The following is a 26,440-nucleotide window of genomic DNA, read 5'->3' as shown; positions in this document are numbered from 1 at the left end:
CGGGTGTCCGGACTCCCCTTCTCCCCGCGGGCAACGGTGCGTGGCTGGGGTCTCACTGAACTCCGCCCGCACGAGCATGCTCACTGGGGAGCGCTGCGCGCCGTCGTCTCGGTCGGGGTACCGGTCGCCGTCCTGGTCGCGCTGGGCCGAACCGACCTGACCCTGTTCGCCAGCTTCGGCGCGTTCTGCAGTCTGTACGGCCGGCACTCGATCTACTCCTCGCGACTGCGCATGCAGACCGAGACCGGCGTGTTCATGGTTTGCGCGGTGACGCTCGGCGTACTCGTCGCCGCCGTCGGGGGCACCGCGCTGGCGATCACCGCGACCGCCGCGGTGAGCGTCCTCAGTTATCTGATTTCCCGCTGGGCGCACTGGGCTCCGCCCGGTGCCCTGTTCCCGGTCTTCGCGGTCGGCGCCTGTGCCGCGCACCACCAGCCCTGGAGCATGGTCCCGATCGCCCTGGGCGTCAGCGCGGCCACGGCCGTCTTCGCCGTGCTGGTGGGTCAGGGCGGACAGCTGTTCGCGGCCGGGCGCAACCGCGAGAAACGGCCGCACAAGCGCCGTCTCAGCCGAGCCGAACTGTTCAACGCCCCCGGCGTGCGCGGAGACCTGCTCGCCTACGCCGTTGGCCCGGCGCTCGCCGGAACCATCGCCGTGGCCGCAGGCGGCGCGCACCCTTACTGGGCCATGGTTTCCGCGGTGGCGCCACTGACCGGCCCAAGCAGCACGCATCGGGTGGCCCGCGCGATGCACCGGATCTGGGGCACCCTGGCCGGGGTTCTGCTGAGTCTGGCGATTCTCTCGTTCGACCCGAATGTGGTGACCACACTCGTCCTTGCCCTGATCGCGCAGGCCTGGGCCGAACTGTTCGTGGCCCGCAACTACGGCCTGGCCGTCATCGGGATCACTCCCCTGGCGCTGCTCATGCAACACCTGGCGGTGGAGAGCGACCCCCTGAGCACAGCCGCCGACCGACTGGCCGAGACCGCCCTAGGTCTGGCCATCGCCATCGCCCTGGTGCTGCTCAGCTCTCGGTGGGCGCGAACTGCCCCCGCGAAGTAGTACCCATCCAGTCCGCAAAAGACTGCCCCGCCAACTCATTGAGCAACGCGTTGTCCTCGGCGTAGGACTCGACCAACCGCATCCGGACCGCCTGGTCGAGAACCGGGCGCCGCGCGTCCCCTTGTTGTAACCACTGCAGCAACGGCCGGCTACCCCGCCGCCAAACCTGGGGTGGCACAAAGGACCCGGCCGCCGCGCCCGCTCGCAGTACCCGCGACAGCACCGCCGTACGGGGCCCCGGCGCGACGTACGAGCGCGAGTTCTCCCGGGCGGGCTGCTCCACGTGCCCCGACTCCACCCCGAGGAACGCGCAGACCTTGTCCAGCGCCGAGTCCGGAGTCTCGACCAGATCGCGATAGCGCAGCACGTGAATCTGCTCCCGGCCGAACAACTCGATCAGGTCACGCAACTGCTCTCCGTAGAGCCCGAGCCGACGGTAGTGCCAGAACGGCGCCCAGCCCGCCGCCACCCGCTCGTCCTCGGCAGCCCAGGCCTCGGCGAAGTTCCCGATCGGCTCCAGCCCGTCCGACCACAGGTGCATCCAGTTCGAGTACGCCCGGTCGATCGGATCCCGCAGCACCACCAGCAACTTGGCGCCGGGCACGTCCGATCTGATCCGGCGCTGGGCCAGCCGGTCGTACAGGTAGAAGGGAGTGCTCTCACCCTTCAACGTCCCCGTGGGCGCCAGGTCGAACAGCGCCTCGTACTCACTGCGCCGCCACACCCACTCCTGCGCACTGTGCGCGTCCCCCGGCCCACGCTGCTGCGAACGCGGCGGCGGACGACCGTCACACAGGTAGAACTTCGGTTCCTTCACCGCCGACAGATACAGGCCGGGGTGCTGAGCCAGGGCGGCGTGCAGGGCCGTGGTTCCGGCCTTGGGCGCGCCGAGCAGGAAGAAGTCGGGCAAGGACATCGCAACGCCTCCGGGATCAGGATTACCAGAAATTCTAGACCAATCCGATAGAGTTACTTGTAGACCGGCCTCACGGGTGCTTCACTCGATCTCATGGGGAATTGACCAGGACGACGCACCTGCGCCGCGGCTGTGCTTATTGATCTACGCGACCGGAGCTTCTCAATGCTGACCTCACCGGGAACAGATGCCAATCGAGGCGACCACTCCCCCCAGGCGGGCCTGGTGGTGCGTCTGAGCGTGCCCGGCGCCACGGCCGACGGTCAGCCTTCGCGGGCCCCGAAACCCGGGCCCGACCTGCGGGGTATCGCTCGCGCGGTGGAAGACCTGGTGCATGCGGTAGCGCCCGACGTGGTCACCAGCGTGGAGATCGAGCTGCGGGAGCCGGCCGCCCGGACCCGCCCGAGCGAACCGCCGAGCACCCCGGCCCGGCCGAACCCGTTGGTAGGCCCGCGCCGCTGGAGCGCTCCGGCTGCTGATGACGGAGCCCGGGCGGCGGCGCTGACCCCGGTTCCGGCCACTGATCCTCCGGCGCCGCGTGAACCGGGTGAGCCGTTCGACGTCGATACCACCCGCCGCACGCTGGAACTCGACGGGGAGCCGGTCGAGCTCACCCGCCGGGAGTTCGACCTCCTGGCGTTCCTGGAGCGGCACCGCGGGCAGGCGCTCGGGCGTGACGAGCTGATGCGGGCCGTCTGGCACACCGGTTACATCTCCGGCGACCGCACCATCGACGTGCACGTGCGCCGGCTACGGGTGAAGCTCGGCCATCACGCCGACCGGCTGGTCACCCTGCGGGGGTACGGGTACCGGCTGGACTAGTACGCGAAAAAGCACGCGCCGGGCAGTTTCCTGCCCGGCGCGTGCTTTTTGGCCCTAGGGAGTGTTTTGGAAGTCGCTGCCGTAGCGAGGAGGTGCCCGGTGGTCGTCTGGCAAGCCGTTGGGGCGCCCTCGTAGCGGTGTTCTACGTGGGCGTCCCAACGGCGCAGTCCAGGCGGCCACCGGGTGCCCCGCAGTAGGCATGGACTTCCAAAACACGACCTAGGTCAGGCGACGATCCGGAACGGGTTCTGGATCAGCTGGGTCAGCGTGGCCAGGAACTGGGCGGCCAGCGCGCCGTCGATGATCCGGTGGTCGGCGGTCAGCGTGAAGCGGATCTTCTTGCGCTGGACCACCTCACCGTCCACCAGAGCAAGCTCGGTCGAGGCCCCGCCGACGGCCAGGATGGCGCCCTGCGGCGGGTTGATGATCGCGGTGAAGTGCTCCACCCCGAACATCCCGAGGTTGCTGACGGTGAAGGTGCCGTCGGCCATCTCGGTGGTGCTCAGCGTCCGGTCGTTGGCCTTGGCCACCAGCTTCTTGGTGCGCGCGGAGATCGCGGACACCGAGGCCTGGTCGGCGTCGTGGATCACCGGCACCATCAGCCCGGCCGGGGCGGCGACCGCCACGCCCACGTTGATCCGCTGGTGCAGCACAGTCTGACCCCGGCCCTCGGCCGAGTACGAGGCGTTGATCCCCGGGTGCTCGCGCAGCGCCAGGGCGACGGCGCGGACGATCAGGTCGTTGACGCTGACCTTGACGCCGGAACCGTCCAGGGCCGAGTTCAGCTGGGCCCGCAGGGCCATCAGCTTGTCCGCCTCGGCGCCGACCGTGACGGTGAACGTCGGGATGGTGGTGGCGCTCTCGGTCAGGCGGGTGGCGATGGCCTGACGTACCGCATCGAACGGGACCGCGGTGGATTCGCGGGCGTCAGTCGTCTGCGGGGCCGCCGGGGCACTGCTGGCGGACGGGGTGGGCGCCGCCGGCGCGGCCGGCGCCTTGAGCGCGTTGTCCAGATCCGAACGGACGATTCGTCCCCCCGGGCCGCTGCCGGTCACCGTGGAGAGGTCGATGTTGTTCTCGCGGGCCAGCTTCCGCACCAGCGGAGTGGCGGCGCGGCGCTCGCCGTTCTCTTCTGCCTTGACCGGCTTCTCGACGACCGGGGCAGGGGCTGCTTCGGCCGGGGCCTCCTGCGGGGCGGGCTCTTCGGCCTTGGGGGCAGGTGCAGGTGCGTCGCCGGTGCCGTTGTCCAGGCGGGCGATCGGGGTGCCGATCGCGACGTTCTCGCCCTCGGGGACCAGGATCTCGGCGAGCGTGCCGGCCTCGTAGGCCTCCTGCTCCATGATCGCCTTGTCGGTCTCGATCTCGACCAGCAGGTCACCGGCGGCGACCGGGTCACCGGGCTTCTTGTGCCAGGCCGAGACGGTGCCGTCGGTCATCGTGTCCGAGAGGCGGGGCATCAGGATGTCGATCATTGCTGCGGTCCTCTCAGCGACGCCGGGCCACGGCGTCGAGCGTTTCACGAATGGCGTTGGCGGCGTCCGCGGCCGAGGGCAGGGCGGCGGTCTCGAGCGACTTGGCGTAGGGCAGCGGCACCTCGGCCATCGCCACCCGGCGGACCGGGGCGTCGAGGTAGTCGAAGGCACCGTCGGAGATGGTCGCCGCGATCTCGGCGCCGATCCCGTAGGTCAGCCAGTCGTCCTCGAGAACGACCGCGCAGTTGGTCTTCTTGACCGACTCGACGACCGTGTCCCGGTCCAGCGGGCGCAGGCTGCGCAGGTCCACGACCTCCACGTCGATGCCCTCCTCGCGGGCCAGCTGCTCGGCGACCTGCAGGGCCACGTGCGCCATCCGGGAGTAGGCGACGACGGTGATGTCCTTGCCCTCCCGGGTGACCTTGGCCTTGCCGATCTCGGCGGGCTCGACCACGTCGGGCACCTCGCCGGTGGTGTTGTACAGCGCCAGGTTCTCCAGTACCAGCACCGGGTCGTCGTCGCGGATCGCGGCCAGCATCAGCGCCTTGGCGTCGGCCGGGCTGGAGGGCGCGACCACCTTCATGCCGGGCACGAACGCGTAGAACAGCTCGATGTTCTGCGAGTGGGTGGCGCCCAGCTGCTGGCCACCACCACCGGGGGTGCGGATCACCAGCGGCACCCGGGCCTGGCCGCCGAACATGCCGTAGATCTTGGCCGCGTGGTTGATGATCTGGTCGATCGCGATCAGCGAGAAGTTGATCGTCATCAGCTCGACCACCGGGCGCAGGCCCAGCATCGCGGCGCCGATCGCGGCGCCGGTGAAGCCCTCCTCGGCGATCGGGGTGTCGCGCACCCGCTTCTCGCCGAACTCCTCGAGCATCCCCGCAGTGATCTTGTACGAGCCCTCGAACAGCCCGATCTCCTCGCCGATCAGGAACACGTCCTGGTCGCGGAGCATCTCCTCGCGCAGCGCGTCGTGCAGCGCCTGGCGGTAGGTGATCACGCTCATGCCGAAGCTCCCTTGCTGCTCGGGCGCGGAGCGGCCGGGTAGAGGGCCTCGCCCGGCAGCCGCCGGGAGTCGTTGGCCACCGGGGTGGCGTAGGTGTAGTCGAACAAGGTCTTGACCTCCGGGTGCGGACTGGCGTCGGCGAACTCGGCGGCGGCCGTGACCTCGGCCCTCACCTCGGCGTCGATCTGCGCGATGAGTTCCTCGGTGAGCACGCCCTTCTCGCTCAGCCGGGTGGCGTAGGCGGCGACCGGGTCGCCCGCCCGGGCTGCCTCGGTCTCCTCCTTGCTGCGGTACTTGGCCGGGTCCACCACCGAGTGGCCCTTCATCCGCCCGGAGACGGCCTCCAGCAGGTACGGCTTGCCCGCCCGGGCGCTGGCCAGGGCGACCTTGGTGGCTTCGTGCACGGCTTCGGGGTCGTTGCCGTCCACCCGGGCCGAGGCCATCCGGTACGAGGCGGCCCGCTTGTACAGCTCGGGCTCGGCCGAGGACTTCTCCACCGTGGTGCCCATGCCCAGACCGTTGTTGATCACCACGTAGACGATCGGCAGGTTCCACAGCGCGGCGATGTTGAGCGACTCGTGGAAGGCCCCGATGTTGGTGGTGCCCTCACCCATCTGGCAGATCACCGCCTCGCTGCCGCCGCGGTAGTCGATCGCCAGCGCGGCGCCGGTGGCCAGCGGCACCTGGCCGCCGACGATGCCGTAGCCGCCCATGAAGCGGGACTCGATGTCGAACATGTGCATCGAGCCGCCCCAGCCGCGGGAGACGCCGTCGCTGCGGCCGTACAGCTCGGCCATCACGCGCTCGGGGGCGATGCCGCGGGCCAGGGCGTACCCGTGCTCGCGGTAGTTCGTGAAGATGTAGTCGTCCGGCTGCATCGCGGCCATCAGGCCTGCGACGGTGCCTTCCTCACCCAGGTTCAGATGGCAGTAGCCGCCGATCTTCGCCTCGGTGTACGCGCGGGCCGCTCGCTCCTCGAAGCGGCGCACCTGCACCATCTGCCGGTAGAAGGCGAGCTGCTCGTCCGGTGTGGGAGCAACTGCCCTGGCCTTGCGGGGCATGGGGATCTCCTTCGTGCCCAGATCAGGCGTGGCCGGGCCGGTCCACGCCGGTGTGGATCGCTGCCGGGAGGTGCGGTGCGGCGACCCGTAATGAAACGGACTTCGTTTCATTCTATGATTCGCGTGATCATAGAGCCGCGAGGGGGGCCGATGACAGACCAGGTCGGGAAGAGGCCTCGTAAGCGCGGCCGACCGACCGAGGCCGAGCGGGCCCGGCGGCGTGACGACATCCTGGACGCAGCGGTCCGGCTGCTCGTCGCCGGCGGCTACAACCAGGTCACTCTGGACGACATCGTGGCCGAGGCCCGGGTCACGAAACGCACCATCTACGGCTACTTCGGCGACCGCACCGAGATCTTCCTGGCCGGGGTGGAGCGGCTGCGCCGGCAGACCCTGGAGCAGCCGACCACCGAGGGCAGCCTGGTCGAGCTGGCGATCAACATCGTGGTGACCGCGCACTCGGACGGGTCGGTGGGCCTGCACCGGCTGATGATCATCGAGTCGCAGAGTTTTCCCGAACTTGCCCAGCGGTTCTACCGGGAAGGGCCTTCCGGGTACATCGACGCGATCGAGGCCCGGCTGCCGCAGCCCGACCGGGAACTGGCCACCTCACTGTTCACGCTGCTGCTCGGTGAGGCGCACCGGCAGCGTCTGCTCGGGCTGCGCCGGGCGCCCTCACGTGAGGAGGCGGAGGCTCACGCCCGCCGGGCGCTGCGCCACCTCGGGCTGGACTAGGCCCTAGCTACCGCGGGGTTTCGGCTGGCACTTGGGGCAGAAGAACGACGAGCGGTTCATGAAGGTCTCGCGCCGGATCTGGGTACCGCACCGGTGACAGGCCTCACCCTCGCGCCCGTACGCGTCCAAACCTCTTTCGAAATAACCGCTCTGGCCGTTCACGTCGACGTACAGGCTGTCGAAGCTGGTGCCACCCTGGGCCAGCGCCTCCCGCATCACGTTCTGGGCATCGGCCAGAATCCGGTTCAGGGTGGGGCGGTTCAGCTTGTGGGTGGGCCGCTCGTAGTGCAGCCGGGCGCGCCACAGCGCCTCGTCGGCGTAGATGTTGCCGATGCCGGAGATCAGCGTCTGGTCCAGAAGGGCGCGCTTCAGGCCGGTTTCGCGGCGCTTCAGCCGGGCGGCGAGCAGATCCACGTCGAGCGCCGGGTCCAGCGCGTCGCGGGCGATGTGGGCCACCGGCACCGGGATCAGCGCTTCCTCGGCCGAGTACTCCCCCTCGACCGGGCCCTCGCCCCGAGCCGGTTCGGGCCGGCCGGGCGGAATCTCGGCGTCGTCGGGCACGCCACCCAGGCCGCCCGGACCGCCGTCCGTCGTCTTGATCATCTCGACCACGGCCAGCCCGCCGAACATCCGCTGGTCCACGAACCGCAGTTCCCGGCCGGTGCCGCCCTGCAGGCCCAGGCGCACGCGAAGATGTTTCTCGTCCGGGGCGTCGGGGGCCTCCAGCAGCAGCTGGCCGCTCATCCCGAGGTGAGCCATCAGGGCCTCACCGGAGTCGAGGGTGAGCCAGAGAAACTTGCCGCGCCGGACCACGTCGGTCACGGTGACGCCGTTCAGCCGAGCCACGAAGTCGTCGATGCCGGCCTCGTGCCGGCGGACCGGCCGCGGGTGCAGCACCTCGACCTGATCGATCGTGGTGCCGATCATCCACCGCGCCAGGCCGCGCCGGACCACCTCGACCTCGGGCAGTTCCGGCACGGCTCAGCTCTTCTCAGTCGTCGGCCAGGCTTGGCGCTGACCTACTCGCCCGGATCAGGCTTGTCGTTCTGCTCCGCGGCGGCCTTCTCGGCCCGCTCGGCGGTCAGCCGGCCGAAAGCAGCCGCGGCCGCCTCCTGCTCGGCTTCCTTCTTGCTGCGCCCACTGCCCTCACCACGCGGGACACCCTGCACCAGGGCAGCGGCGTGGAAGATCTTGGCGTGGTCGGGCCCCTCTTCGGTGACCGCGTACTCCGGTACCCCGAGGCCCTCCATCGCGGTGAGCTCCTGCAGGCTGGTCTTCCAGTCCAGGCCGGCCCCGAGCTCGGCGCTCGTCTCCAGCAGCGGATCGACCAGGCGGTGCACCAGCTCGCCGGCCACGTCCATCCCGGACTCCAGGTAGACCGCGCCGATCAGCGCCTCGACGGTGTCCGCGAGGATGGACGACTTGTCCCGTCCGCCGCTGGCCTCTTCACCCCGGCCGAGCATCAGGTACTCGCCCAGGCCGAGGCGGCGGCCGACCCCGGCCAGCGCCCGCATGTTGACCACCGCGGCGCGCAGCTTGGCCAGCTGGCCCTCGGCCAGATCCGGGTGCGAGCGGTACAGGGCGGAGGTGACCACCAGACCCAGTACGGAGTCGCCCAGGAACTCCAGCCGCTCGTTCGTCGGCAGCCCGCCGTTCTCGTACGCGTACGAGCGGTGGGTGAGCGACTTGAACAGCAGCCCATGACTGACCTGGACGCCGAGAACCTCGACAAGCTTGTCGTGCTTGGCGAGCGCCTCGGCGTCCAGGCCGACGGGCGGTACGTCGTTCGGGTCAGTCACAACTGTGTGGGCTTCCTGACCTGAGAGGGAGACCGAGGTCCCCTCGCCGGACGCATGCCCTGCCGTCATGATCAGACTCAGAGGTCCTTGACCTTGCGGCCCTTGTACTCCAGGTACAGCGGGGTGCCGGCCGAGTCGGTGACGACCTGCGCCTGGTGCGGCCGGGAGTAGGTGGTGGTGCCACCCGACGTCGTGGCGGTGAGCGCCGTCGGCGTCGCCTTCCACTGCGCCCGGCGAGACCGCGTGTTGCTGCGGGACATCTTCCGCTTAGGAACGGCCACGCCGTCAGCTCTCCTTCGTATCGTCCGGGCCGCCCACTGCGGACGCTCCGGATTCCTGGTTCGGCACCCCATCGGTCAGGATGCCCTGAAGCGCCGACCACCGGGGGTCGGCCACCTCGTGCTGGTGGTCCGGGTCGTCCGCGAGCCGCGCTCCGCACTCGGAGCACAGACCCGGGCAGTCTTCCCGGCAGACCGGCTGGAACGGCAGGTTGGAAACCGCCGCGTCGCGCAGGGCGGGCTCGAGGTCGATCAAGTCGCCCTCGACCTCCTGCCGGTCCTCGTCCTCGTCTTCGGCGACCCGGTTCTCGGGGTAGCTGAACAGCTCCCCGATCCGTACCGCCTGGTCCAGCTTCACCTCGTCCAGGCAGCGGATGCACTCACCCACCGCCGTGGTCGAGACCGTGCCACTGACCAGCACGCCCTCCATCACCGCCTCGAGCCGTAGAGCCAGCTCGACGTCGGAGCCCTCGGGCACGCCGATCACCTCGGTGCCGAGCTCGGCCGGGGCCGGGACGGTCCGCTCAACCTTTCGCATCATGCCCGGGCGCCGGCCGAGTTCCCTCGTGTCGAGAACATAGGGCGATCGGGCGTTCAGACGAATGGTGCACTCCTCACAAGCACGGGCGAACCTGTCCGGCCGATGAAGGCCGAGCAGACACAGTAAGACCAGCGAGCAAGGCTACTTCAGGTCGTGGGCTTATCCCAAACCGGAACGCTCGGCGGCCCGCTCCACCGCGGTCAGATCGAGCACTCGTCTTTCCGGCCCGGCCCCGACCGGGATCGGGATCCGCCCGTTCTCGTCGTGTTCGGGATGATTCTGGGCATCGGAGGACGCGGCGGCGCCGGTCAGATCGGCCCCGGCCGTATCGGGGGTATCACGTGCAGCAGGGCGGGAATGCCTGGCCCCGGGCTCGTCCCGGGCATCGGGCCGATGCTCGAACTCCGGCCCGGACCGCGAGGCCCGGGGCGCGCCGGCCCGGTCCGGCTCGGCCGCCCGGTCCTGGTCGTAGGCGTCCTGGTCGTACGCGTCCTCGGTGTCGGCCCGGTGGTCGTACGCCTGGTCACGCTGGTGGTCGTAGGCCTGGTCACGCGCCCGCCGCTGCTCCTGCTGAAGCTCGCGGGCCCGCTGCCGTTCCACCGCCTCGTAGTCGACCTGGACGTCGCGGCCCTCCGGATCGGCCTCGTCGGCCAGCGGGTCCAGGTAGTCCAGCTCGCTGCGCTCGCGCAGCCGGTCCCGGCCGCGCTGCACCTGCCCCAGGGTGCGGGCCAGATCGGCCTGCAGGGCGGCGAGCCGGTTGTCGGTGTACAGGTCACACTCGCGCAGCAACCGGGCCGCCTCGGCCCGGGCCGCGTCCAGGATCTGGTCCGAACGCGCGCGAGCACTGGCCACCAGCGCGCTCTCCATGATCAGCCGTTCGGCGTCGGCCTGGGCCTGGGCCAGGAGCTGTTCCGCCTCGGACTCCGCCCGGGAGATCACCTCCTGATGGGCGACCAGCAGTTCGGCGGCCTGATCCAGCTCCACCGGCAGCTCGGCCCGGGCGCGCTCCACCAGGGCCAGCATCTCGGCGCGGTTGACCATGCAGGACGCCGAGAGCGGCACCGACGACGCCCGCTCCACCATTGCGCCCATTGCGTCCAAGGTTCGGCGAAGACTCACCGAGGACCTCCCTCATACCGCTTCGGTCCGATGCGAGGGGAAGTGGTCGATTCACCGAGAGCAACTATGTAGCTACTTAAGGTCCTCAACCGGCCGCATCGGGCTGACCGTTTTCAGTCTGACCAACCCGCCCGACTCGTGCCAGGAGGCGCGCCAGGACATGCTCTGGGACAAGACCGGACACGTCGCCCCCGTGAGCGGCCACCTCCTTGATCAAACTACTCGAAACGTGCTCGAAGCGGGGCTCTCCGGGCAGAAAGACGGTCTCGACGCCGCTCAGATGCCGGTTCATCAGGGCCATCGGAAGTTCGTAGGCGAAGTCGGTGCCGCCGCGCAGGCCCTTGACGACGGCCACCGCCTCGACCTGGCGGCAGAAGTCGACCAGCAGTCCGCCGGGCACGGTGGCGACCCGCACGTTGGGCAGGCCGGACAGGCTCTGCTCGATCAGCCCGACCCGTTCGGGGACGGTGAAGAGGGACTTCTTGGCCGGGTTGCCGGCCACCGCGACGACCACCTCGTCGAACAGCCCGGCAGCCCGCTCGATCACGTCGAGGTGACCGTTGGTCACCGGGTCGAAACTGCCGGGGCACACGCAACGACGGGTCACAGCAGCGACGCTAGACGAACTCGGGCGTCAGTCCCACTGGAACTGGATCACATCCATAACTGGATCACATCCGCGGCCGGAGCCTGACCACCCCTCGCCCAGCTGCCCTGATCGGCGGGCTGGACACCGACGGAACTCGTGTACACATGGCACCGGATGTACTCGATGTACGCATTCACCCGATCCCCGACCGCAGCCGCCAGACCGCCAGACCGTCAGACCGAAGCCGGCGCCGGGTCCCAGACCGCCTGCCACACCGACGTCTCGCCGTAGCGCCGGACGGCCTCGCGGAACATGCCCTCGGGCCAGCGCGGCTCGGGCGAGCGCCCACTACGTTCCACCACCACCGTGGCGTCCTCGGCCAACCACCCGTGCGAAGCCAGCGAGGCCAGCAGCGCGGCCAGCTCGCCCTCCCCCAGCGGGTACGGCGGATCGGCGAACACCAGATCCGCGGCCACCGCCGGGCGCCCGTCGAGATACTTCTGCACCGATGAGAGCACCACCGCGGCCCGCGGGAACTGCAGCGTGGCCACGTTCTTGCGAGCGGTGTCGACTGCTTGCCGGGCGGCGTCCACCAGCACCACCTCGGCCGCTCCCCGGCTGATCGCCTCCAGCCCCAGCGCGCCCGAACCGCAGAACAGGTCCAGCACCCGTGCGCCCTGCACCAGCCCGCGCGCCTCCAGCGCCGCGAACAGTGCCTCCCGCACCCGGTCGCTGGTCGGCCGGGTGGTGTCACCCTTGGGCACCACCAGCCGCCGGCCGCCCGCACTACCCGCAATGATCCTGGTCATCCATCAGCCTCGGTCCAAGAAGGCGGCCCGGTCCGAGCCCACCCAGGGGCGCAGCGCATCCACCAGCTGCGGGTGCGCGCGCAGCCGGACGTCCTCGTCCAGCAGCAGGGTGGCCTCCTTCCGGGCGGCCGTGATCACATCTTCGTCCCGCAGCACGCGCAGCAGCTTCAGCGAACTGCCCAGCCCCGACTGCCGGGAGCCGAGCACATCACCCTCCCGGCGCGTCTCCAGGTCGATCCGGGCCAGCTCGAAACCGTCCCGGGTGCTCGCCACCGAGCGCAGCCGGTCCAGCGAGGGGCCCGGCCCGGCCTCGGTCAGCAACAGGCAGACCCCCGCGGCCTTGCCCCGGCCGACCCGTCCGCGCAGCTGGTGCAGCTGCGAGACCCCGAACCGGTCGGCGTCGGTGATCACCATCGCGGTGGCGTTCGGCACGTCCACCCCGACCTCGATCACGGTGGTGGCGACCAGCACGTGGATCTCGTTGGCGGCGAAGCGGCGCATCACGTCCTCGCGCTCCTCGGCCGGCATCCGGCCGTGCAGCATCTCGATCACCAGGCCGTCCAGCTCGGGCTGCACCTTCATCGCGGCCAGGATGTCGATCGCGGCCGCGGCCGGGCGCCGCTCCTCGCCGATCTTCAGGTCGAAGGTGGCGGCCTCGGCGTCGGAGACCACGTGCAGACCCTCGTCCGGGACGAACTCCTCCTCCACCTCGTCCGAGCCGATCCGCGCGCAGACGATGTAGGCCTGGTGCCCGGCGTGACACTCCTCGGCCACCCGCTGCCAGGTGCGGCTGAGCCAGCGCTCGTCGCGCACGTTCACCACGTGCGTGGCGATCTCGCTGCGCCCGGCCGGGAGCTGGTCCAGCACCGACGTCTCCAGGTCGCCGAACACCGTCATCGCCACCGTGCGCGGGATCGGGGTGGCGGTCATCACCAGCAGGTGCGGGGTGTTCTGGCCCTTGCGCCGCAACGCGTCGCGCTGCTCCACGCCGAAGCGGTGCTGCTCGTCCACCACCACCAGGCCGAGATCGGCGAACTGCACCGTGTCCTGGATCAGGGCGTGCGTGCCGACCACGATGCCCGCCTCCCCGGAGGCCGCCTCGAGCAGGGCCTGGCGCCGGGTGGCGGTGTTCATCGAGCCGGTCAGCAGGGTGACCTTGGTGCCACGCTCGTGCCCGCCGAGCATCCCGCCGCCGGCCAGGTCGCCGAGCATCGCGGTGATCGAGCGGTGGTGCTGCATGGCCAGCACCTCGGTGGGGGCCAGCAGCGCGGCCTGACCGCCGGAGTCGACCACCCGGGCCATCGCCCGCAGCGCCACCAGCGTCTTGCCCGAGCCCACCTCACCCTGCAGCAGCCGGTGCATGGGGTATTCCTCGGCCAGGTCGGCGGCGATCTCCTCGCCCACCTTCTTCTGCCCGTCGGTCAGCTCGAACGGCAGCCGATCGTCCAGCGCGTCCAGAAAACCACCGGGCACGTACGGGCGCGGGGTGGCCTGCTGGCGCCGGTCCACCGCCTTACGCCAGACCAGCAGGCTCTGCAGGATGAACGCCTCTTCGAACTTCAGCCGCCGTTTGGCCGCGGCCAGCTGGGCCCGATCGCCCGGCCGGTGGATCTGGCGCAGCGCCGAACTCAGGTCGATCAGGCCGAGTTTCATCCGGACCGGGGCCGGCACCGGATCGGGCAGATTCTTCGGCAGCGTGTCCAGGATCGGGCGCAGCGAGTCCCGGATCCGGTTGGAGGGCATCTTGCCGGTGGCCGGGTAGATCGGCAGCGGCATCTCCAGCCGTTCCTGCAGCTTCTCCTCGCTGAGGTCGGACTCCTCGTCCAGCAGCTCGTACATCGGCTGGGCGAGCTGCTTGCCGTCCCGGTACCGCGAGACCTTGCCGCTGAACAGCGCCCGCCGGCCGACCTTCAGATCCTTCTGCGGCTTGTGCACCTGGTTGAAGAAGGTCAGGTCCAGCGAACCGTGGCCGTCGGTCACCTCGACGTTCATGATCTTGCCGCGCCGGGTCTTCATCTCCCGCACGCTGACCTTCTTGACCTCGGCGACCAGGCTGACCGGCTCGTCCTCGGGCAGCGAGTCGATCGGGGTGAGCTCACCCAGTTCCATGTAGCGGCGCGGGTAGTGCCGCAGCAGATCGCCCACCGTCTCCAGGCCCAGCTCCCGGCCCAGCGCGTTCGCCGCCCGGGCGCCCAGCGACTTGACCAGGGGCTCTCTGAGCCGTTCGGGCATCGATTCGGTCGGCCCTGCCGTGGTCACCGAGCACTCACCCCTGTCCGCGTCTGTCTACTCCACCCCGATCAGCAGCGGGTACCTGGGCTGACCGCCGTCCACGACGTTCACCTCCAGGCCCCGGCCGAGACCGCGGGCGTGCGCCGCAACCGTGCGCGCAAGGGAATCATGCCCGCCGGCACCGACAACGATGGTGACCAGCTCCCCGCCGGAGGCCAGCAACCGGTGCAGCACGTCGATCGCAACCGTCTCGAGGCCGGACCCGATCACCACGAAATCACCGTCGAGGACGCCCAGCGCGTCTCCGATCCTGCACTCCCCCGCGCTGGTGAGTCCATTCCGGACGGCCACGGTCACGGCGCCGTCGCGCGCCGCCCCGGCCGCCGCCGACATCGAGACCACGTCATCGTCGAAGCGCCGATCCGGATCGTGCACCGCCGCCGCGGCCAGCCCCTGCACCTGGGCGCGGGTGGGCACGACCGTCACCCGGATCCCCTCGCTCCGGGCCGAGGCCGCGGCGATCCGGGCCACGCTGAGCGTGTCGGCATCGTTGGGCAGCACGGCGACCTCGGTGGCCTGAGTCCGGTGAATAGCGGCCAGGATCGCGGCCGTCGACGGACGACGTCCCGGTCCACCGGCCACGACCACCGCCCCGGTGCTCTCGAACAGATCGGAAAGACCGGGCCCGGCCGCGCAGGCCACCAGCCCGGTCGAAGGAGTGCGGTGCCCGGGCTGCGCGGGCGCCGACTCGGCCTGCGAGCCGCCAAGATGCGTGATCCGGATCTGATGCGGACGCCCGGCCTCGATCGCGCGCTCCACCGCCGCCCCGGCATCCGCCACATGCACATGGACCTGCCAAAGGTCAGGCCCACCAACCACTACCAGCGAGTCACCGAGCGTTCCCAGCCGTTCCCGCAGGGCACCGACCCGCTCGTCACCGTGCTGCGGATCGGTGTCGAGCAGGAACATCACCTCGTAAAGCCCAGAACCTTCATGCTTATGGACGTCTGTGGGCCCCGACGCTGCCTCCGTCGCCCTCGCATGGGGGTCAGGGAAACCAGCAACGGACGCTCCCACCGCACCTCCCAGCGACGCCGTTGCCTCCCCGGCCGCCGTCCCGCCGTCACTCCTGAACTCCGCCCCCACCCCCACGCCTTCTGGCCCGGTACCCAAATCTCCCCCTGCGCCACCTGCACGCCCGGGAAACCAACCTGCCTCCCCAGTCGGCAAACCCGTGACCTCCCCAGGCCATCCACCTCGACCCCCCACGTCCTCGGCCCGAGCCCGTGTGTCCACGCGCGACGGCTGCTCACCGTTCTCCGGGAGACCTTCCCGCCCGCCGCGCGTACCCAGATCACCCGTCCGCGAATGCGCCTCGCTGACAGCGCCTTCAGTTGACCGCGCCGAGTCGCCAGACGACGCACCATCCGAGCGCCTACCCCGACGGCTCCCTGCCCTCTGCCCAGAAGCCTCTCCGGCACGGCCATATCCCAGGTCACCGGCGGCATCCCCCACCACCGAAGCCACAGACCCCTGCTGCGCAGGCTTACGCACACCGCCCCACGTCTCCCCAGCCAGCACCGGCACCCCCACAGCGGGAGTCGCCGGCGCCACGGCCTTCATTCCGTAGCAGGCCGCGAAATCCATCGCAGGGAGGTTCGCCGGACGACGCCGACGCCGGTACTGCCGGTGATGCGTGTGATCGGCCAGCACCACCTCGGCCAAGGCATCGAGCAGCACGACCAGCCCACGTCCCCCTGCGTCCACCACCCCGGCGGCGGCGAGCGCGGGCAACTGCACCGGCGTGTAGGCCAATGCAAGCTGGGCGGCTTCGGCGGCGGCGCTGATCACTGCCTCCAGGTCAGCGCCGAAGTCTGACGCGGCGGCGGCCTGCGCGGCCTGGGCAGCGGCGCGGCTCACCGAGAGGATCGTGCCCTCGACCGGCTGATGCACCGCCTTCCACGCCTGCTCGTCGGCCCGCCGGAAGCATTCCACCGCGGTCTGCGCCGTGAGCTCGGTGTTCTCGGCGAGCACCTGGGCCCATCCCCGCAGCAACTGGGCCCCGATGACCCCCGAGTTACCCCGAGCCCCCAGCAGCGCTCCCCGGGCGAAGGCATCGGCCACTGCAGCGACCGGAGCGTCTGGGGGAAGCGTCTGGGCTGAGGCGACGGCGGCCTCGAGGGTCAGGTACAGGTTGGTCCCGGTGTCTCCGTCCGGCACCGGGAACACGTTGAGGGCGTCGATCTCCTCGCGCGCGTCGGCCAGAGCGGCCAGCGCAGCCATCGCCCAGCGCCGCGCCGCAGGCGGGTCCAGAACGCTCAGCACCGCATTCCTCCCTCACCTGATCGACCGGTACGGCGGCCATCCCTGCGCCGGACAGTATCCGCCGCCCGGCCACACCTGCCATTCATGCCCTGTTCACCCGGACAGGGGCAATTCTGCCCGGCCTGGTCACTCACGCGAGGTGGCTCGGAGGGCTCCGGTTTGGGCTGGGGTTCCCGTTCGGCTAGTCTGTTTCTTCGAGCGTGTTAGGTCATCGCTGCCTGCGGCTGCCCCCGGCGTACCCGGGCCAGCAGATTCGGCCCCACGCATAAGACATCAGTTCGATACTCAGGAGATCACCGTGGCCGCCAACTGCGACGTCTGCCAGAAGGGACCGGGCTTCGGCTTCAGCGTCTCGCACTCGCACCGCCGTACGAAGCGTCGCTGGAACCCGAACATCCAGCGCGTTCGCACCACCATCGGCGGTACGCCGCAGCGCATCAACGTGTGCACCTCCTGCCTGAAGGCGGGCAAGGTCAGCCGCTGACACCAGTCAGGCTTCACGGCCGCCGGGGTTCCTTCGGGACCCCGGCGGCCGTCGTTTTGCCACAGACAATCGAGACCTAGGCCGGCCAGCACCAGGCGCAGCACGAGCCCTAGCTCCAGTGCCGGAAGCCACCTTCGCCGTCGAACGGCTTACCCCCGAGCCGGACCCCAACCCCAGAATCCCCAGCCAGCACGGAACCGATCACCCGGAACGCAGCCGGCACAACGGCAGGGGAAGGGAAGCAGGCGAGCAGGCAGTGGTCCTCGCCGCCGGTCAGAACCCACTCGGCGGCCGCAGCGGCGTCCACGCCCAAAGCCGAAGCGGCACGCAGCAGGTCGTCCGAGGCAGCAAGCGCGCCGGGGTCCAGATCGAGCACCACTGAAGAGCCGAGCACCGCCGAGGAAGCGGTGGCGATCCGCAGGGCATCGCGGACCAGGCCGTCGCTGGTGTCGATCATGGCCGTGGCCCCGGCCAGCGCAGCCTCTACCCCGGCCGGATAAGGCGGTACGGGAGCCCGGTGCTCACTCAGCAAGCCTTCAAAAGCAGAAGAAACCAGCCCGGCCCGCAGCAACGCCCAGCCTGCAGCCGAACGCCCGCTGCCAGGGGTGACCGCAACCACATCCCCAGGCCGGGCCCCTGAGCGCAGCACCGCCGAGGGCGTGGCCAGCGAACCCAGCGCAGTGCCGACGATCACAATCTCCGTGCCGGCCGAAACGTCTCCCCCGGCCACCACCGCGCCGGCCCGGGAGCATTCCGCCGCCAGACCGTCCGCCAGCTCGTGCGCCCAAGAAGCCGGGACATCTGCGGGAGTGGTCAGACTCACCAGCAGGGTGTGAGGCCTGCCACCCATCGCAGCGACGTCGGCGAAGTTCTGAGCGGCGACCTTGATACCGATGTCACGGGCTGTCGACCAGTCCCGGCGGAAGTCCTGACCCTCGACAATCGTGTCGGTGCAGGCGATCAGCGCTCCGGCCCGGCTGCCGGACAGGTCTAGAACTGCTGCGTCATCGCCCGGGCCGACCGTGAGCCAGGGTGCTGATGGATAGCGCTCGATCACACCGGCGACGAGCGGGTCCTCACCGAGAGTGCCGATCGTCGGGCCGAATCCATCCGGAAGGTCCCCGGACGTCCCCAATTGCTTCCCCAATCCTCGGCGGCCGGTGAACAAGTTCCGGCCAACCCACTGCTCTGTCTGCTCCTCGACACGGTAGCGTGACGGCCCAATGTCTGGGTCGGCCCGCACCGTGGAGCCTCTGGAGACCCTCAGGCAGTTCGGACAGGAGAAACACGTGGTGGTGCAGGCTTACATCTTGATCCAGACCGAGGTCGGTCGGTCGACGTCGATCGTCACCGAGATCGCGCAGATCCCGGGCGTGACCTTGGCCGAGGACGTCACCGGTCCCTACGACATCATCGCCCGGATCGAGGCCCCCTCCGTCGACGAGCTCGGCCAGGGCGTGATCGCCAAGATCCAGGACGTGAAGGGCATCACCCGCACGCTCACCTGCACCGTCGTGAAGATGTGAGCTGATGCGCCAGGTCCTTGGAGACAGCGGGCAGATCAGGGTCCGGCCTCGGCGCCGGGCCCTGATCGCTGTCCCGGTGGCCCTCGCCGCGGCGCTCGCCCTGACGGCCTGCGGCGGCAACGACGACGACCCGGCGGACGAGCCGGCCGAGGCGTTCTTCACCCTCACCGAGGAGGCGAAGAGCGCCGAGTGCGCCGATCTGCTCGAGCAGCTGCCCGAGACCGTGCTCGGCCGCTCCCGTACCGCGCAGGACAGCGTGGGCATGGCCACCTGGGGTGATCCGCCGATCTACCTCGCCTGTGGCGCCACCCCGACCGGCCCGACCACCGACGCGTGCATCGACGTCAACGATGTCGCCTGGGTGTTCAGCGAGACGCCCGAGCACTACCGGTTCCTGACCTACGGCCGTACCCCGGCCGTAGAGGTGCAGGTGCCGACCTCGGTGGAGCGCACCCAGGCCACCGGCGCCCTGGTCGATCTGAGCGAGGCCGTAGCGCCTCTGGAGCAGACCGAACGGCGTTGCTACGACGCCGCCGACTCGGCCCCCAGCGCTTCCCCCAGCTAGCTCAACGGCAAAAGATCAACGGCCGGTGACCAGAGGACGTCTCTGGTCACCGGCCGTTGCCGGTTCCGGCTCAGCGGCCGGAACCGGAAAACCTCAGCGCAGCCCGGTGGGCCGCGCCAGCGCCGTCTTGATCAGCCGGTCGATCAGCTCCGGGTACTCCAGACCGGTGGCCGCCCACATCCGCGGGTACATCGAGGAGCTGGTGAAGCCCGGCATGGTGTTGATCTCGTTGACCACCACCGAGCCGTCGGGCAGCACGAAGAAGTCCACCCGGGCCAGGCCCTCGCAGTTCATCGCCTCGAAGGTGCGCACCGACAGCTCGCGCACCCGGGCGATCACCTCGGCCGGCAGGTCGGCCGGGCAGGACAGCTTGGTGGTGCCGTCCAGGTACTTGGCCTCGAAGTCGTAGAACGTGTGCTCACCGACGAACTCGATCTCGCCGGGCAGGCTGGTGGCGCAGCTGCCGTCGGCCGCCTGCAGCACCGCGCACTCGATCTCGCGGCCCACCACGGCGGCCTCGATCACCAGCTTGCGGTCGTGCCGCAGCGCCTCGGTGATCGCGGCGTCCAGCTCGTCCGGGCCGTCGACCTTGGTGATGCCCACGCTGGAACCGGCCCGGGCCGGCTTCACGAACACCGGCCAGCCGAGCTCTTCCACGTCGTCGCGCACCGCGTCGGGCTCGCGCTGCCACTGCCCGGGCCGCACCACCAGGTACTCCCCGACCGGCAGGCCCGCGCCCTTCAGCATGACCTTCATCACGGCCTTGTCCATGCTCGCCGCGGAGGCCAGCACCCCGGCCCCGACGTAGCGCACGTCGGTCAGCTCGAGCAGGCCCTGCAGCGTGCCGTCCTCGCCGAACGGGCCGTGCAGCAGCGGGAACACGACGTCGACCTGGCCGAGCTCCTGCGGCACCTGGCCGGGCTCGAGCACCTGCAGCGAGTGGTCCCCGGTCTGCACCGGGGCGATCACGCCGGGCCCGTCGCCGTCCTTGACCTCGGGCAGCACCCCGGCGCTGATCGCCCAGCGCTGCGGGTCGTCGGCGGCGAGAACCCAGCGACCGGTGCGGGTCACGCCGATCGGGATCACCTCGTAGGCGTCGCGGTCGATGGCGCTGAGCACCGACGAGGCGGTGGCGCAGCTGACCGCGTGCTCGCTCGAGCGCCCGCCGAACAGCACTGCCACCCGCCTCTTGCGGGCCGGGGTCGCGCTGGCTTCCGTGGCATCCACGGACTGGATAGCGTCCATGACCGGCGAGAGTACCGTTCCCGCAGCCACCCCCGATCCCGGTGAACCCCTGCACCCGTACCGCACCTACTCTGTGCGCATGAGCGACGACATCTCCCGGGCCGGGCAGGCTCTGGCCACCGTGGCGGTCACCGCGGGCCGCCCGCCGGCCGCGGCGAACCAGCCGATGAACGTCCCGGTGGTGCTGACCTCTACGTACACCGCCTCCGACTTCGCCCATCAGCCGGGTGATCTGGGGTACGGCCGCTGGGGCAACCCGACCTGGACGGCGCTGGAGGACGCGGTGGGCGCCCTGGAGGGTGGCGCGGCGCTGTCGTTCGGCTCGGGGATGGCGGCGATCTCGGCCGTGCTCAACCTGGTGCCGCTGGGTGGCACAGTGGTGATCCCGGACGTGCCCTACTCCGGAACCGCGCAGCTGTCGGCCGAACTCGCCGCAGCCGGACGACTCAGTGTGCGAGCGGTGCCGGCGGCCGACACGGAGGTCGTGATCCAGGCCCTGGAGGGCGCCGATCTGGTGATCCTGGAGAGCCCGACCAACCCGATGATGGACGTGAGCGACCTGGCCACGATCATCGCCGCGGCTCGGGAGAAGGGTGTGCTGAGCGCGGTCGACAACACGTTCGCCACCCCCCTTCTGCAGCAACCGTTGTCACTGGGCGCACACCTGGTGGTGCATTCGGCGACGAAGTACCTCAGCGGGCACTCCGACGTCCTGCTCGGCATCGTGGTGGCGCAGACCGGCGACCCGGACGGTCTTTTGACCCGCCTGCACGGGCATCGCACGATCAACGGGGCGATTCCGGGCCCGATGGAGGCCTGGCTGGCGCTGCGTGGGCTGCGCACGCTGGCTCTTCGGGTGGATCGGGCGAGCGCTAACGCGGCCGAACTGGCCCGCCGGCTGAGCGATCACCCCTCTGTCACCCAGGTGCGCTACCCCGGGCTGACCTCGCACCCCGGCCACGAACTGGCCAAGCGGCAGATGCGCGGCTTCGGCGCCATGCTTTCGTTCGAGCTGGACGGGAATGCGGAGGCGACGGAAAAAGTCTGCGCCGCCACACAGCTGTGGGTGCACACCACCAGCCTCGGAGGGGTGGAGTCGTCCCTGGAGCGGCGGCGCCGGCACGGAGGGGAGTCCACTCTGGTGCCGGAGACGCTGATCCGGCTCTCCACCGGTATCGAAGACGTCGAGGACCTGTGGGCCGATCTGCTCCAGGCCCTGGAATCTGCCTCCTGACGAGCGCTCCTCCTACCGAGGCACCAAAACCAGCCACCCCGTCCCCTAATTTGAACTAGGGACGGGGCGGCCGGGTCGGTCGGTGAACGCGCCTCAGGCGAACTCGGACTTACGACGACGAGACAGCAGGCTCTGCGCCAGCTCCGAGAGCGGCAGCTCGCCGGAGACCACTCCGGTGACCGCCTCGGCGATCGGCATGTCCACCCCGTGCGCCTTGGCCAGGCCGAGGATCGCCCCCGCGCTCTTGACCCCTTCGGCGGTCTGGTTGGTGATCGCGACGGTCTCGTCCACGCTCATCCCCTGTCCCAGGTGCACCCCGAAGGTGCGGTTCCGCGAGAGCGGAGAAGCGCAGGTGGCGACCAGGTCGCCCATCCCCGCCAGCCCGGCGAAGGTGGCCGGCTCGGCCCCGAGAGACACCCCCAGCCGGGTGATCTCGGCCAGGCCGCGGGTGATGATCGAGGCCTTCGAGTTGTCACCCAGGCCCATCCCCTCGACCATGCCCACGGCCAGGGCGATCACGTTCTTCACCGCGCCGGACAGTTCCACGCCGATCACGTCGTGGTTGGTGTAGGGCCGGAAGTAGGGCGCCGAGCAGGCCGCGGCCACCAGTTCCGCGGTGTTGTGGTCGGTGCAGGCGACCACCGTGGCAGTCGGCTGGCGGGCGGCGATCTCGGTGGCCAGGTTGGGCCCGGAGACCACGGTGTTGCGCTCCGGCCCGATCTCCAGGACCTCGCCGATCACCTCGCTCATCCGCCGTAGGGTGCCCTTCTCGACACCCTTCATCAGGCTCACGGTGACCGCGGACGAGCCGATGAACGGTTTCCAGGCACTCAGATTGGTGCGCAGGGTCTGCGAGGGCACCGCCAGCACAACGATGTCGGCACCCTCGAGCGCCACCGCCGGGTCCGGGTTCGCGGTGATCGTGGCGGGCAGCTCGAGGCCGGGCAGGTACTGCGGGTTACGGTGCTCCTCGGCGATCTCGGCGCAGACCTCGGCCCGCCGGCCCCACATCGTCACCTTGGCGCCCGAATCCGCGAGCACCATGGCGAACGTGGTTCCCCACGATCCCGTGCCCATCACCGCGACCCGACTCATCTACCTGACCTCTTCCGCTTGGGAGCTTTCTGGTTCGGGTTGCCGTAAAGCGGTTTCCCGGTGGTTCTGGGGTCGTGCCGCTGGGCCGGGGCCGGCTCGTCCCGGATCTGCTCGAGCAGGCCGGTGAGCACGTCCATCACGTGCTCGGTGGCCTCGGCCAGCAGCGGCACGGTGATCGGCCGGCCCTGGTAGGGGCTCAGGTCGATCGGCGGCCCGGCGACGACCGAACTGGTGGTGCGCGGGTAGAGCCGAAACCGCCGGGAGTACGGCGCAAGGACGTCCTGGGCACCCCACTGGGCGATCGGCACCAGCGGGGCACCGGTTTCCAGCGCCACCCGGACCGCACCGCTCTTGCCCCGCATCGGCCACAACGCCGGGTCCCGGGTGATCGTGCCCTCGGGGAAGATGGCCACCAGTTCACCTCGGCGCACCGCCGCGACCGCCGCCGAGTAGGCTGCGCCGGCGTCGCGGGTCTCGCGGTAGACCGGGATCTGCCCGGCGCCCCGCACGATCCGGCCCAGCAGCGGCAGCCGGAACAGGCTCTCCTTCGCCAGGAAGCGCGGGTGCCGGCCGTTGTCGTAGACGAAGTGCCCGTAGGTGAACGGGTCGAAGTGGGAGATGTGGTTGGACACCGTGACCACCCCGCCGGTGGCCGGAAGATTCTCCGCGCCCCGCCAGTTCCTCTTCGTCGTCAGCAGCAGGACGGGTTTGAGCAGGATCACGGCCAGCCGGTACCACGGCCCGATCCTTCGCCTCCTCACCAGCGTTCCCACCTTCCGAGTCCGGGACTTCAGCTCATGCATCGCAGGTACCGACCCGCAGTCCGATCACGCCGCATCGGACCATCTTGCCGTGTCCGCAGCGGCATTCCGTCCACCGCCGGCGGCCAGGAGGCCCAGCACCCATGATCGAGGACGCCGGTGCTCCCGGCACGCGCGCCCGGCCACCGGCGCCGCAGTCGCCGGGCTGGACGATGGTGCTGCCGCTCAAGGGTGGCCCGAAGGCCAAGTCCCGGCTGGCCGCCCCGGCCGCGCTGGCCACCGCAATCGCCCTGGACTGCCTGGACGCCGTACTGGCGACGCCGGCCGTGAGCCGGGTCGTGGTGGTCACCGCCGATGCTCTTCTGACCGGCTCGGCCACGGCCGCGGGGGCAGAGGTACGGGGTGAGTCCCGGCCGGGCTCGGGCCTGCTCGCCGCGATCGAGGACGGCCTGCGCGGCCTTGAGGGGCCCTGTGCCGTCCTGCTGGGCGACCTTCCGGCTCTGCGTCCGGCCGATCTGGACCTGGCGCTGCAGAGCGCCTCTCAGGCCCTGACAACGTCGCCCCCAAGCCGCCGAACCGCTCCGGACATGGTCTTCGTCCCGGACGCGGACGGCATCGGCACCGTGCTGCTGGCCGCCCGGGAACCCGGCCGGATGCGTCCCTCGTTCGGCCCTTCCTCGGCCCGCAAGCACGCCGAGTCCGGTGCCCTGAAGCTGGAACTGGACCTGCCCGCGCTCCGCCGGGACGTGGACACCCAGGCCGATCTGCGGGCCGCCGCCGCGCTCGGCCTGGGCCCGCGCACCGGGGCACTACTGCAGGACGGGGCAATTTCGCCGGGCTGAGAACAGCCGATCACGATGCGCAGTTGACTACCCTGAACGGGTGCAGGCCACCGTGTACCGCTACGACGCCGAGACCGGTTCCGGCTCCGTCCTCACCGATTCCGGCGAGGTGCTGCCCTTCGGCACCGGCGCCCTGGAGCACAGCGGCCTGCGCCATCTGCGCCCGGGCCAGCGGCTGAGCGCCGAGCGGCAGGGCGACGAGATCGTCCGGCTCACGCTGGGAACCATTGGCGCCGCCGAACGTTCTGCTGCCCCCGAAAACCCGGCCACCTCCTGAAACGCCACACTCGCGGGTGACCCGGCCACCGCGTCCTTCAATTTCCGCGAGCACCACTGAAGACGTGAGGTGACCGGCGCGTCCTTTATTTTCCGGGCAAACGAAAGTTCCCCCGGAAGCATCGCCTCCGGGGGAACTTCTTCGGCTCAGCGCTCGTAGTTGGCGCCCAGCATCTGCAGCTTCTGGGTGAAGTGCTCGTAACCGCGGTCGATCAGGCCGATCCCGCGCACCCGGGAGGTGCCCTCGGCGGCCAGCGCGGCGATCAGGTGGCTGAAGCCGCCCCGCAGGTCCGGCACGGTGATGTCGGCGCCGTGCAGCTTGGCCGGGCCCGAGATCACCGCGGAGTGCAGGAAGTTGCGCTGGCCGAACCGGCACGGCCGGCCGCCCAGGCACTCGCGGTACAGCTGGATCTGGGCGCCCATGTCACGCAGCGCCTGGGTGAAGCCCAGCCGGTTCTCGTAGACCGTCTCGTGCACGATGCTCAGGCCGCTGGCCTGGGTCAGGGCCACCACCAGGGGCTGCTGCCAGTCGGTGCCGAAACCCGGGTGCACGTCGGTCTCCAGGACCAGCGAGTTCAGTTCCCCGCCGGGGTGGCTGAACCGGATGCCGTCGTCGCCGATGTCCAGGACACCCCCGACCTTCCGGAACACGTTCAGGTACGTCATCATCTCCTGCTGGCGGGCGCCCAGCACGGTGATGTCGCCCTTGGTGGCCAGCGCGGCGCTGGCCCAGCTGGCCGCCTCCATCCGGTCCGGCATCGCGCGGTGGGTGAAACCACCGAGCCGGTCGACGCCTTCGATCCGGATCGCCCGGTCGGTGTCGACGCTGATGATCGCGCCCATCTTCTGCAGCACCGCGATCAGGTCCATGATCTCGGGCTCGATCGCCGCGTTGGTGAGCTCGGTGACGCCCTCGGCCAGAACGCTGGTCAGCAACACCTGTTCGGTGGCGCCGACGCTCGGGTACTCCAGCTTGACCTTGGTGCCCTGCAGCCGGCGCGGGGCCCGGATGGCAATTCCGTTCGGCTGCTTGTCCACCACCGCGCCGAATTGCCGCAGCACGTCGAGGTGGTAATTGATCGGACGGTCACCGATCCGGCACCCACCGAGATCGGGAATGAATGCCTCACCCAGCCGGTGAAGCAGAGGGCCGCAGAAAAGAATGGGGATACGGCTGGAACCCGCATGCGCGTCGATGTCGGCGACGTGCGCCTGAATGACATTGCTGGGGTCCAGCCGGAGTTCGCCCTCCGGGCCGGGAACCTCCTCGACCTGAACGCCGTGGAGTTCGAGCAGACCACCCACGACACCGACGTCGCGGATCTGCGGGACGTTACGCAGCACGCTCGGCTCCTCACCGAGGAGCGCGGCCACCATCGCCTTGGAGACCAGGTTCTTGGCACCTCGCACCTGGATGCTGCCGACCAGCGGGGTGCCGCCGTGCACGGTGAGTACGTCGTTCATGGAACACATCGTGGCCCACGTCGGGCCAAGTACCAATTCCGGCCCGCTCAAAAGCTCATGTAGCTGCTGTCGGCCCAGGTGGGCGGTTTCTGAAGGGGCGGCCAAAACAGCCACGTGGTGGGCATCCCGGTTCCGGGACGCCCACCACGTGTGGAGGGGTGATGCTTTTGGTGCGTACC

General features: G+C 70.1%; 27 protein-coding genes. 9 read left to right on the top strand and 18 right to left on the bottom strand.

Annotated features, from left to right (window positions below; genetic code table 11):
- The first annotated feature begins 3 nt into the window (after nt 1-3).
- Nucleotides 4-1,062, top strand: a complete 1,059-nt coding sequence (locus tag LR394_RS43125) for an FUSC family protein (RefSeq protein ID WP_231445324.1) — start codon at nt 4-6, stop codon at nt 1,060-1,062.
- Here the strand turns inward: LR394_RS43125 and LR394_RS22945 are convergent.
- On the bottom strand, nt 1,025-1,978 hold the full coding sequence (locus tag LR394_RS22945) for a sulfotransferase family protein (RefSeq protein ID WP_231445322.1): 954 nt from the start codon (nt 1,976-1,978) through the stop codon (nt 1,025-1,027). The two genes, LR394_RS43125 and LR394_RS22945, sit on opposite strands and share 38 nt — an antisense overlap.
- 165 nt (nt 1,979-2,143) lie before the next feature.
- Between LR394_RS22945 and LR394_RS22940 the strand changes: the two genes are divergently transcribed.
- Nucleotides 2,144-2,800 (top strand): winged helix-turn-helix domain-containing protein, encoded by a 657-nt coding sequence (locus LR394_RS22940; protein WP_231445320.1) that lies wholly within the window; start codon nt 2,144-2,146, stop codon nt 2,798-2,800.
- A gap of 224 nt (nt 2,801-3,024) precedes the next feature.
- Here LR394_RS22940 and LR394_RS22935 read toward each other — a convergent pair whose 3' ends face one another.
- From LR394_RS22935 to pdhA, 3 genes are read right to left on the bottom strand one after another with little or no spacing between them, the layout of a single operon-like run.
- Entirely contained in the window at nt 3,025-4,272 is a 1,248-nt protein-coding gene (locus LR394_RS22935; protein ID WP_231445318.1) for a dihydrolipoamide acetyltransferase family protein, read from the bottom strand.
- Nucleotides 4,273-4,285: 13 nt separating this feature from the next.
- Nucleotides 4,286-5,281, bottom strand: coding sequence for an alpha-ketoacid dehydrogenase subunit beta (locus LR394_RS22930; protein ID WP_231445317.1), 996 nt, complete (start codon nt 5,279-5,281; stop codon nt 4,286-4,288).
- Nucleotides 5,278-6,342 (bottom strand): pyruvate dehydrogenase (acetyl-transferring) E1 component subunit alpha, encoded by a 1,065-nt coding sequence (pdhA, locus tag LR394_RS22925; RefSeq protein WP_231445315.1) that lies wholly within the window; start codon nt 6,340-6,342, stop codon nt 5,278-5,280. Before pdhA ends, LR394_RS22930 begins: the two co-directional genes overlap by 4 nt.
- Before the next feature lie 150 nt (nt 6,343-6,492).
- Here pdhA and LR394_RS22920 point away from each other — a divergent pair, with 150 nt between their 5' ends.
- Nucleotides 6,493-7,077, top strand: a complete 585-nt coding sequence (locus LR394_RS22920) for a TetR/AcrR family transcriptional regulator (RefSeq protein ID WP_231445314.1) — start codon at nt 6,493-6,495, stop codon at nt 7,075-7,077.
- A gap of 3 nt (nt 7,078-7,080) precedes the next feature.
- On the opposite strand, the gene LR394_RS22915 is transcribed toward LR394_RS22920, so the two are convergent.
- The 9 genes from LR394_RS22915 to LR394_RS41895 form a co-directional block, all read right to left on the bottom strand.
- Nucleotides 7,081-8,055 (bottom strand): Fpg/Nei family DNA glycosylase, encoded by a 975-nt coding sequence (locus LR394_RS22915; protein ID WP_231445312.1) that lies wholly within the window; start codon nt 8,053-8,055, stop codon nt 7,081-7,083.
- Nucleotides 8,056-8,096: 41 nt separating this feature from the next.
- On the bottom strand, nt 8,097-8,876 hold the full coding sequence (gene rnc, locus LR394_RS22910) for a ribonuclease III (protein WP_231445310.1): 780 nt from the start codon (nt 8,874-8,876) through the stop codon (nt 8,097-8,099).
- A 77-nt stretch (nt 8,877-8,953) separates the two neighbouring features.
- Complete coding sequence (gene rpmF, locus LR394_RS22905) at nt 8,954-9,157, bottom strand: 50S ribosomal protein L32 (RefSeq protein WP_231445300.1); 204 nt, start codon at nt 9,155-9,157, stop codon at nt 8,954-8,956.
- A 4-nt stretch (nt 9,158-9,161) separates the two neighbouring features.
- Complete coding sequence (locus LR394_RS22900) at nt 9,162-9,695, bottom strand: YceD family protein (RefSeq protein ID WP_231445298.1); 534 nt, start codon at nt 9,693-9,695, stop codon at nt 9,162-9,164.
- Nucleotides 9,696-9,854: 159 nt separating this feature from the next.
- Nucleotides 9,855-10,814 carry an ATP synthase subunit B family protein gene (locus LR394_RS22895; RefSeq protein ID WP_231445296.1) on the bottom strand — a complete coding sequence of 320 codons (960 nt, stop codon included), beginning with the start codon at nt 10,812-10,814 and terminating at the stop codon, nt 9,855-9,857.
- A gap of 85 nt (nt 10,815-10,899) precedes the next feature.
- A complete protein-coding gene (coaD, locus tag LR394_RS22890) occupies nt 10,900-11,406 on the bottom strand; it encodes a pantetheine-phosphate adenylyltransferase (protein ID WP_331283097.1) in 507 nt (168 codons plus the stop codon).
- A 230-nt stretch (nt 11,407-11,636) separates the two neighbouring features.
- Nucleotides 11,637-12,212, bottom strand: a complete 576-nt coding sequence (gene rsmD, locus LR394_RS22885; RefSeq protein ID WP_231445293.1) for a 16S rRNA (guanine(966)-N(2))-methyltransferase RsmD — start codon at nt 12,210-12,212, stop codon at nt 11,637-11,639.
- Nucleotides 12,213-12,215: 3 nt separating this feature from the next.
- On the bottom strand, nt 12,216-14,444 hold the full coding sequence (gene recG, locus LR394_RS22880) for an ATP-dependent DNA helicase RecG (protein WP_269329641.1): 2,229 nt from the start codon (nt 14,442-14,444) through the stop codon (nt 12,216-12,218).
- A 54-nt stretch (nt 14,445-14,498) separates the two neighbouring features.
- Complete coding sequence (locus LR394_RS41895; RefSeq protein WP_331283094.1) at nt 14,499-16,769, bottom strand: DAK2 domain-containing protein; 2,271 nt, start codon at nt 16,767-16,769, stop codon at nt 14,499-14,501.
- A gap of 298 nt (nt 16,770-17,067) precedes the next feature.
- Here LR394_RS41895 and rpmB point away from each other — a divergent pair, with 298 nt between their 5' ends.
- The gene (rpmB, locus tag LR394_RS22865; protein ID WP_231445270.1) at nt 17,068-17,253 is read left to right on the top strand and encodes a 50S ribosomal protein L28; all 186 of its coding nucleotides are present in this window, start codon (nt 17,068-17,070) and stop codon (nt 17,251-17,253) included.
- 109 nt (nt 17,254-17,362) lie between these two features.
- Here rpmB and LR394_RS22860 read toward each other — a convergent pair whose 3' ends face one another.
- Nucleotides 17,363-18,388, bottom strand: coding sequence for a thiamine-phosphate kinase (locus tag LR394_RS22860; RefSeq protein WP_231445268.1), 1,026 nt, complete (start codon nt 18,386-18,388; stop codon nt 17,363-17,365).
- 157 nt (nt 18,389-18,545) lie between these two features.
- Here LR394_RS22860 and LR394_RS22855 point away from each other — a divergent pair, with 157 nt between their 5' ends.
- The gene (locus LR394_RS22855; protein ID WP_231445840.1) at nt 18,546-18,779 is read left to right on the top strand and encodes an Lrp/AsnC family transcriptional regulator; all 234 of its coding nucleotides are present in this window, start codon (nt 18,546-18,548) and stop codon (nt 18,777-18,779) included.
- Nucleotides 18,780-18,783: 4 nt separating this feature from the next.
- Entirely contained in the window at nt 18,784-19,344 is a 561-nt protein-coding gene (locus LR394_RS22850; protein ID WP_231445266.1) for a DUF3515 family protein, read from the top strand.
- Between the two features lie 93 nt (nt 19,345-19,437).
- Here LR394_RS22850 and LR394_RS22845 read toward each other — a convergent pair whose 3' ends face one another.
- On the bottom strand, nt 19,438-20,580 hold the full coding sequence (locus LR394_RS22845) for a D-alanine--D-alanine ligase family protein (RefSeq protein WP_407937107.1): 1,143 nt from the start codon (nt 20,578-20,580) through the stop codon (nt 19,438-19,440).
- Between the two features lie 88 nt (nt 20,581-20,668).
- On the opposite strand from LR394_RS22845, the gene LR394_RS22840 reads away from it, so the two are divergent.
- On the top strand, nt 20,669-21,823 hold the full coding sequence (locus LR394_RS22840) for a trans-sulfuration enzyme family protein (protein ID WP_231445262.1): 1,155 nt from the start codon (nt 20,669-20,671) through the stop codon (nt 21,821-21,823).
- A 93-nt stretch (nt 21,824-21,916) separates the two neighbouring features.
- Here LR394_RS22840 and LR394_RS22835 read toward each other — a convergent pair whose 3' ends face one another.
- Together LR394_RS22835 and LR394_RS22830 are read right to left on the bottom strand one after the other, a co-directional pair.
- Complete coding sequence (locus tag LR394_RS22835; protein ID WP_231445260.1) at nt 21,917-22,918, bottom strand: NAD(P)H-dependent glycerol-3-phosphate dehydrogenase; 1,002 nt, start codon at nt 22,916-22,918, stop codon at nt 21,917-21,919.
- Nucleotides 22,915-23,679, bottom strand: a complete 765-nt coding sequence (locus LR394_RS22830; protein WP_231445258.1) for a lysophospholipid acyltransferase family protein — start codon at nt 23,677-23,679, stop codon at nt 22,915-22,917. Before LR394_RS22830 ends, LR394_RS22835 begins: the two co-directional genes overlap by 4 nt.
- Before the next feature lie 143 nt (nt 23,680-23,822).
- On the opposite strand from LR394_RS22830, the gene cofC reads away from it, so the two are divergent.
- Both cofC and LR394_RS22820 read left to right on the top strand, forming a co-directional pair.
- A complete protein-coding gene (gene cofC, locus LR394_RS22825; RefSeq protein ID WP_231445256.1) occupies nt 23,823-24,521 on the top strand; it encodes a 2-phospho-L-lactate guanylyltransferase in 699 nt (232 codons plus the stop codon).
- 40 nt (nt 24,522-24,561) lie between these two features.
- The gene (locus LR394_RS22820; protein ID WP_231445254.1) at nt 24,562-24,798 is read left to right on the top strand and encodes a hypothetical protein; all 237 of its coding nucleotides are present in this window, start codon (nt 24,562-24,564) and stop codon (nt 24,796-24,798) included.
- A gap of 146 nt (nt 24,799-24,944) precedes the next feature.
- On the opposite strand, the gene murA is transcribed toward LR394_RS22820, so the two are convergent.
- The gene (murA, locus tag LR394_RS22815) at nt 24,945-26,261 is read right to left on the bottom strand and encodes a UDP-N-acetylglucosamine 1-carboxyvinyltransferase (RefSeq protein ID WP_231445252.1); all 1,317 of its coding nucleotides are present in this window, start codon (nt 26,259-26,261) and stop codon (nt 24,945-24,947) included.
- Nucleotides 26,262-26,440: the final 179 nt, after the last annotated feature.

Source organism: Kineosporia babensis, assembly GCF_021129305.1.
Lineage (GTDB): Bacteria > Actinomycetota > Actinomycetes > Actinomycetales > Kineosporiaceae > Kineosporia > Kineosporia babensis.
The sequence above is the reverse complement of the archived record's forward strand: the minus strand, read 5'-3'. Positions and strand labels throughout refer to the sequence as shown.

Coding starts and splice junctions, on each gene's coding strand:
- LR394_RS22945 (WP_231445322.1), bottom strand. CDS start 1,978: ATGTCCTTGCCCGACTTCTTCCTGCTCGGCGCGCCCAAGGCCGGAACC.
- LR394_RS22940 (WP_231445320.1), top strand. CDS start 2,144: ATGCTGACCTCACCGGGAACAGATGCCAATCGAGGCGACCACTCCCCC.
- LR394_RS22935 (WP_231445318.1), bottom strand. CDS start 4,272: ATGATCGACATCCTGATGCCCCGCCTCTCGGACACGATGACCGACGGC.
- LR394_RS22930 (WP_231445317.1), bottom strand. CDS start 5,281: ATGAGCGTGATCACCTACCGCCAGGCGCTGCACGACGCGCTGCGCGAG.
- pdhA (WP_231445315.1), bottom strand. CDS start 6,342: ATGCCCCGCAAGGCCAGGGCAGTTGCTCCCACACCGGACGAGCAGCTC.
- LR394_RS22920 (WP_231445314.1), top strand. CDS start 6,493: ATGACAGACCAGGTCGGGAAGAGGCCTCGTAAGCGCGGCCGACCGACC.
- LR394_RS22900 (WP_231445298.1), bottom strand. CDS start 9,695: ATGATGCGAAAGGTTGAGCGGACCGTCCCGGCCCCGGCCGAGCTCGGC.
- rsmD (WP_231445293.1), bottom strand. CDS start 12,212: ATGACCAGGATCATTGCGGGTAGTGCGGGCGGCCGGCGGCTGGTGGTG.
- recG (WP_269329641.1), bottom strand. CDS start 14,444: ATGCCCGAACGGCTCAGAGAGCCCCTGGTCAAGTCGCTGGGCGCCCGG.
- LR394_RS22850 (WP_231445266.1), top strand. CDS start 18,784: ATGCGCCAGGTCCTTGGAGACAGCGGGCAGATCAGGGTCCGGCCTCGG.
- LR394_RS22840 (WP_231445262.1), top strand. CDS start 20,669: ATGAGCGACGACATCTCCCGGGCCGGGCAGGCTCTGGCCACCGTGGCG.
- LR394_RS22835 (WP_231445260.1), bottom strand. CDS start 22,918: ATGAGTCGGGTCGCGGTGATGGGCACGGGATCGTGGGGAACCACGTTC.
- cofC (WP_231445256.1), top strand. CDS start 23,823: ATGATCGAGGACGCCGGTGCTCCCGGCACGCGCGCCCGGCCACCGGCG.
- murA (WP_231445252.1), bottom strand. CDS start 26,261: ATGAACGACGTACTCACCGTGCACGGCGGCACCCCGCTGGTCGGCAGC.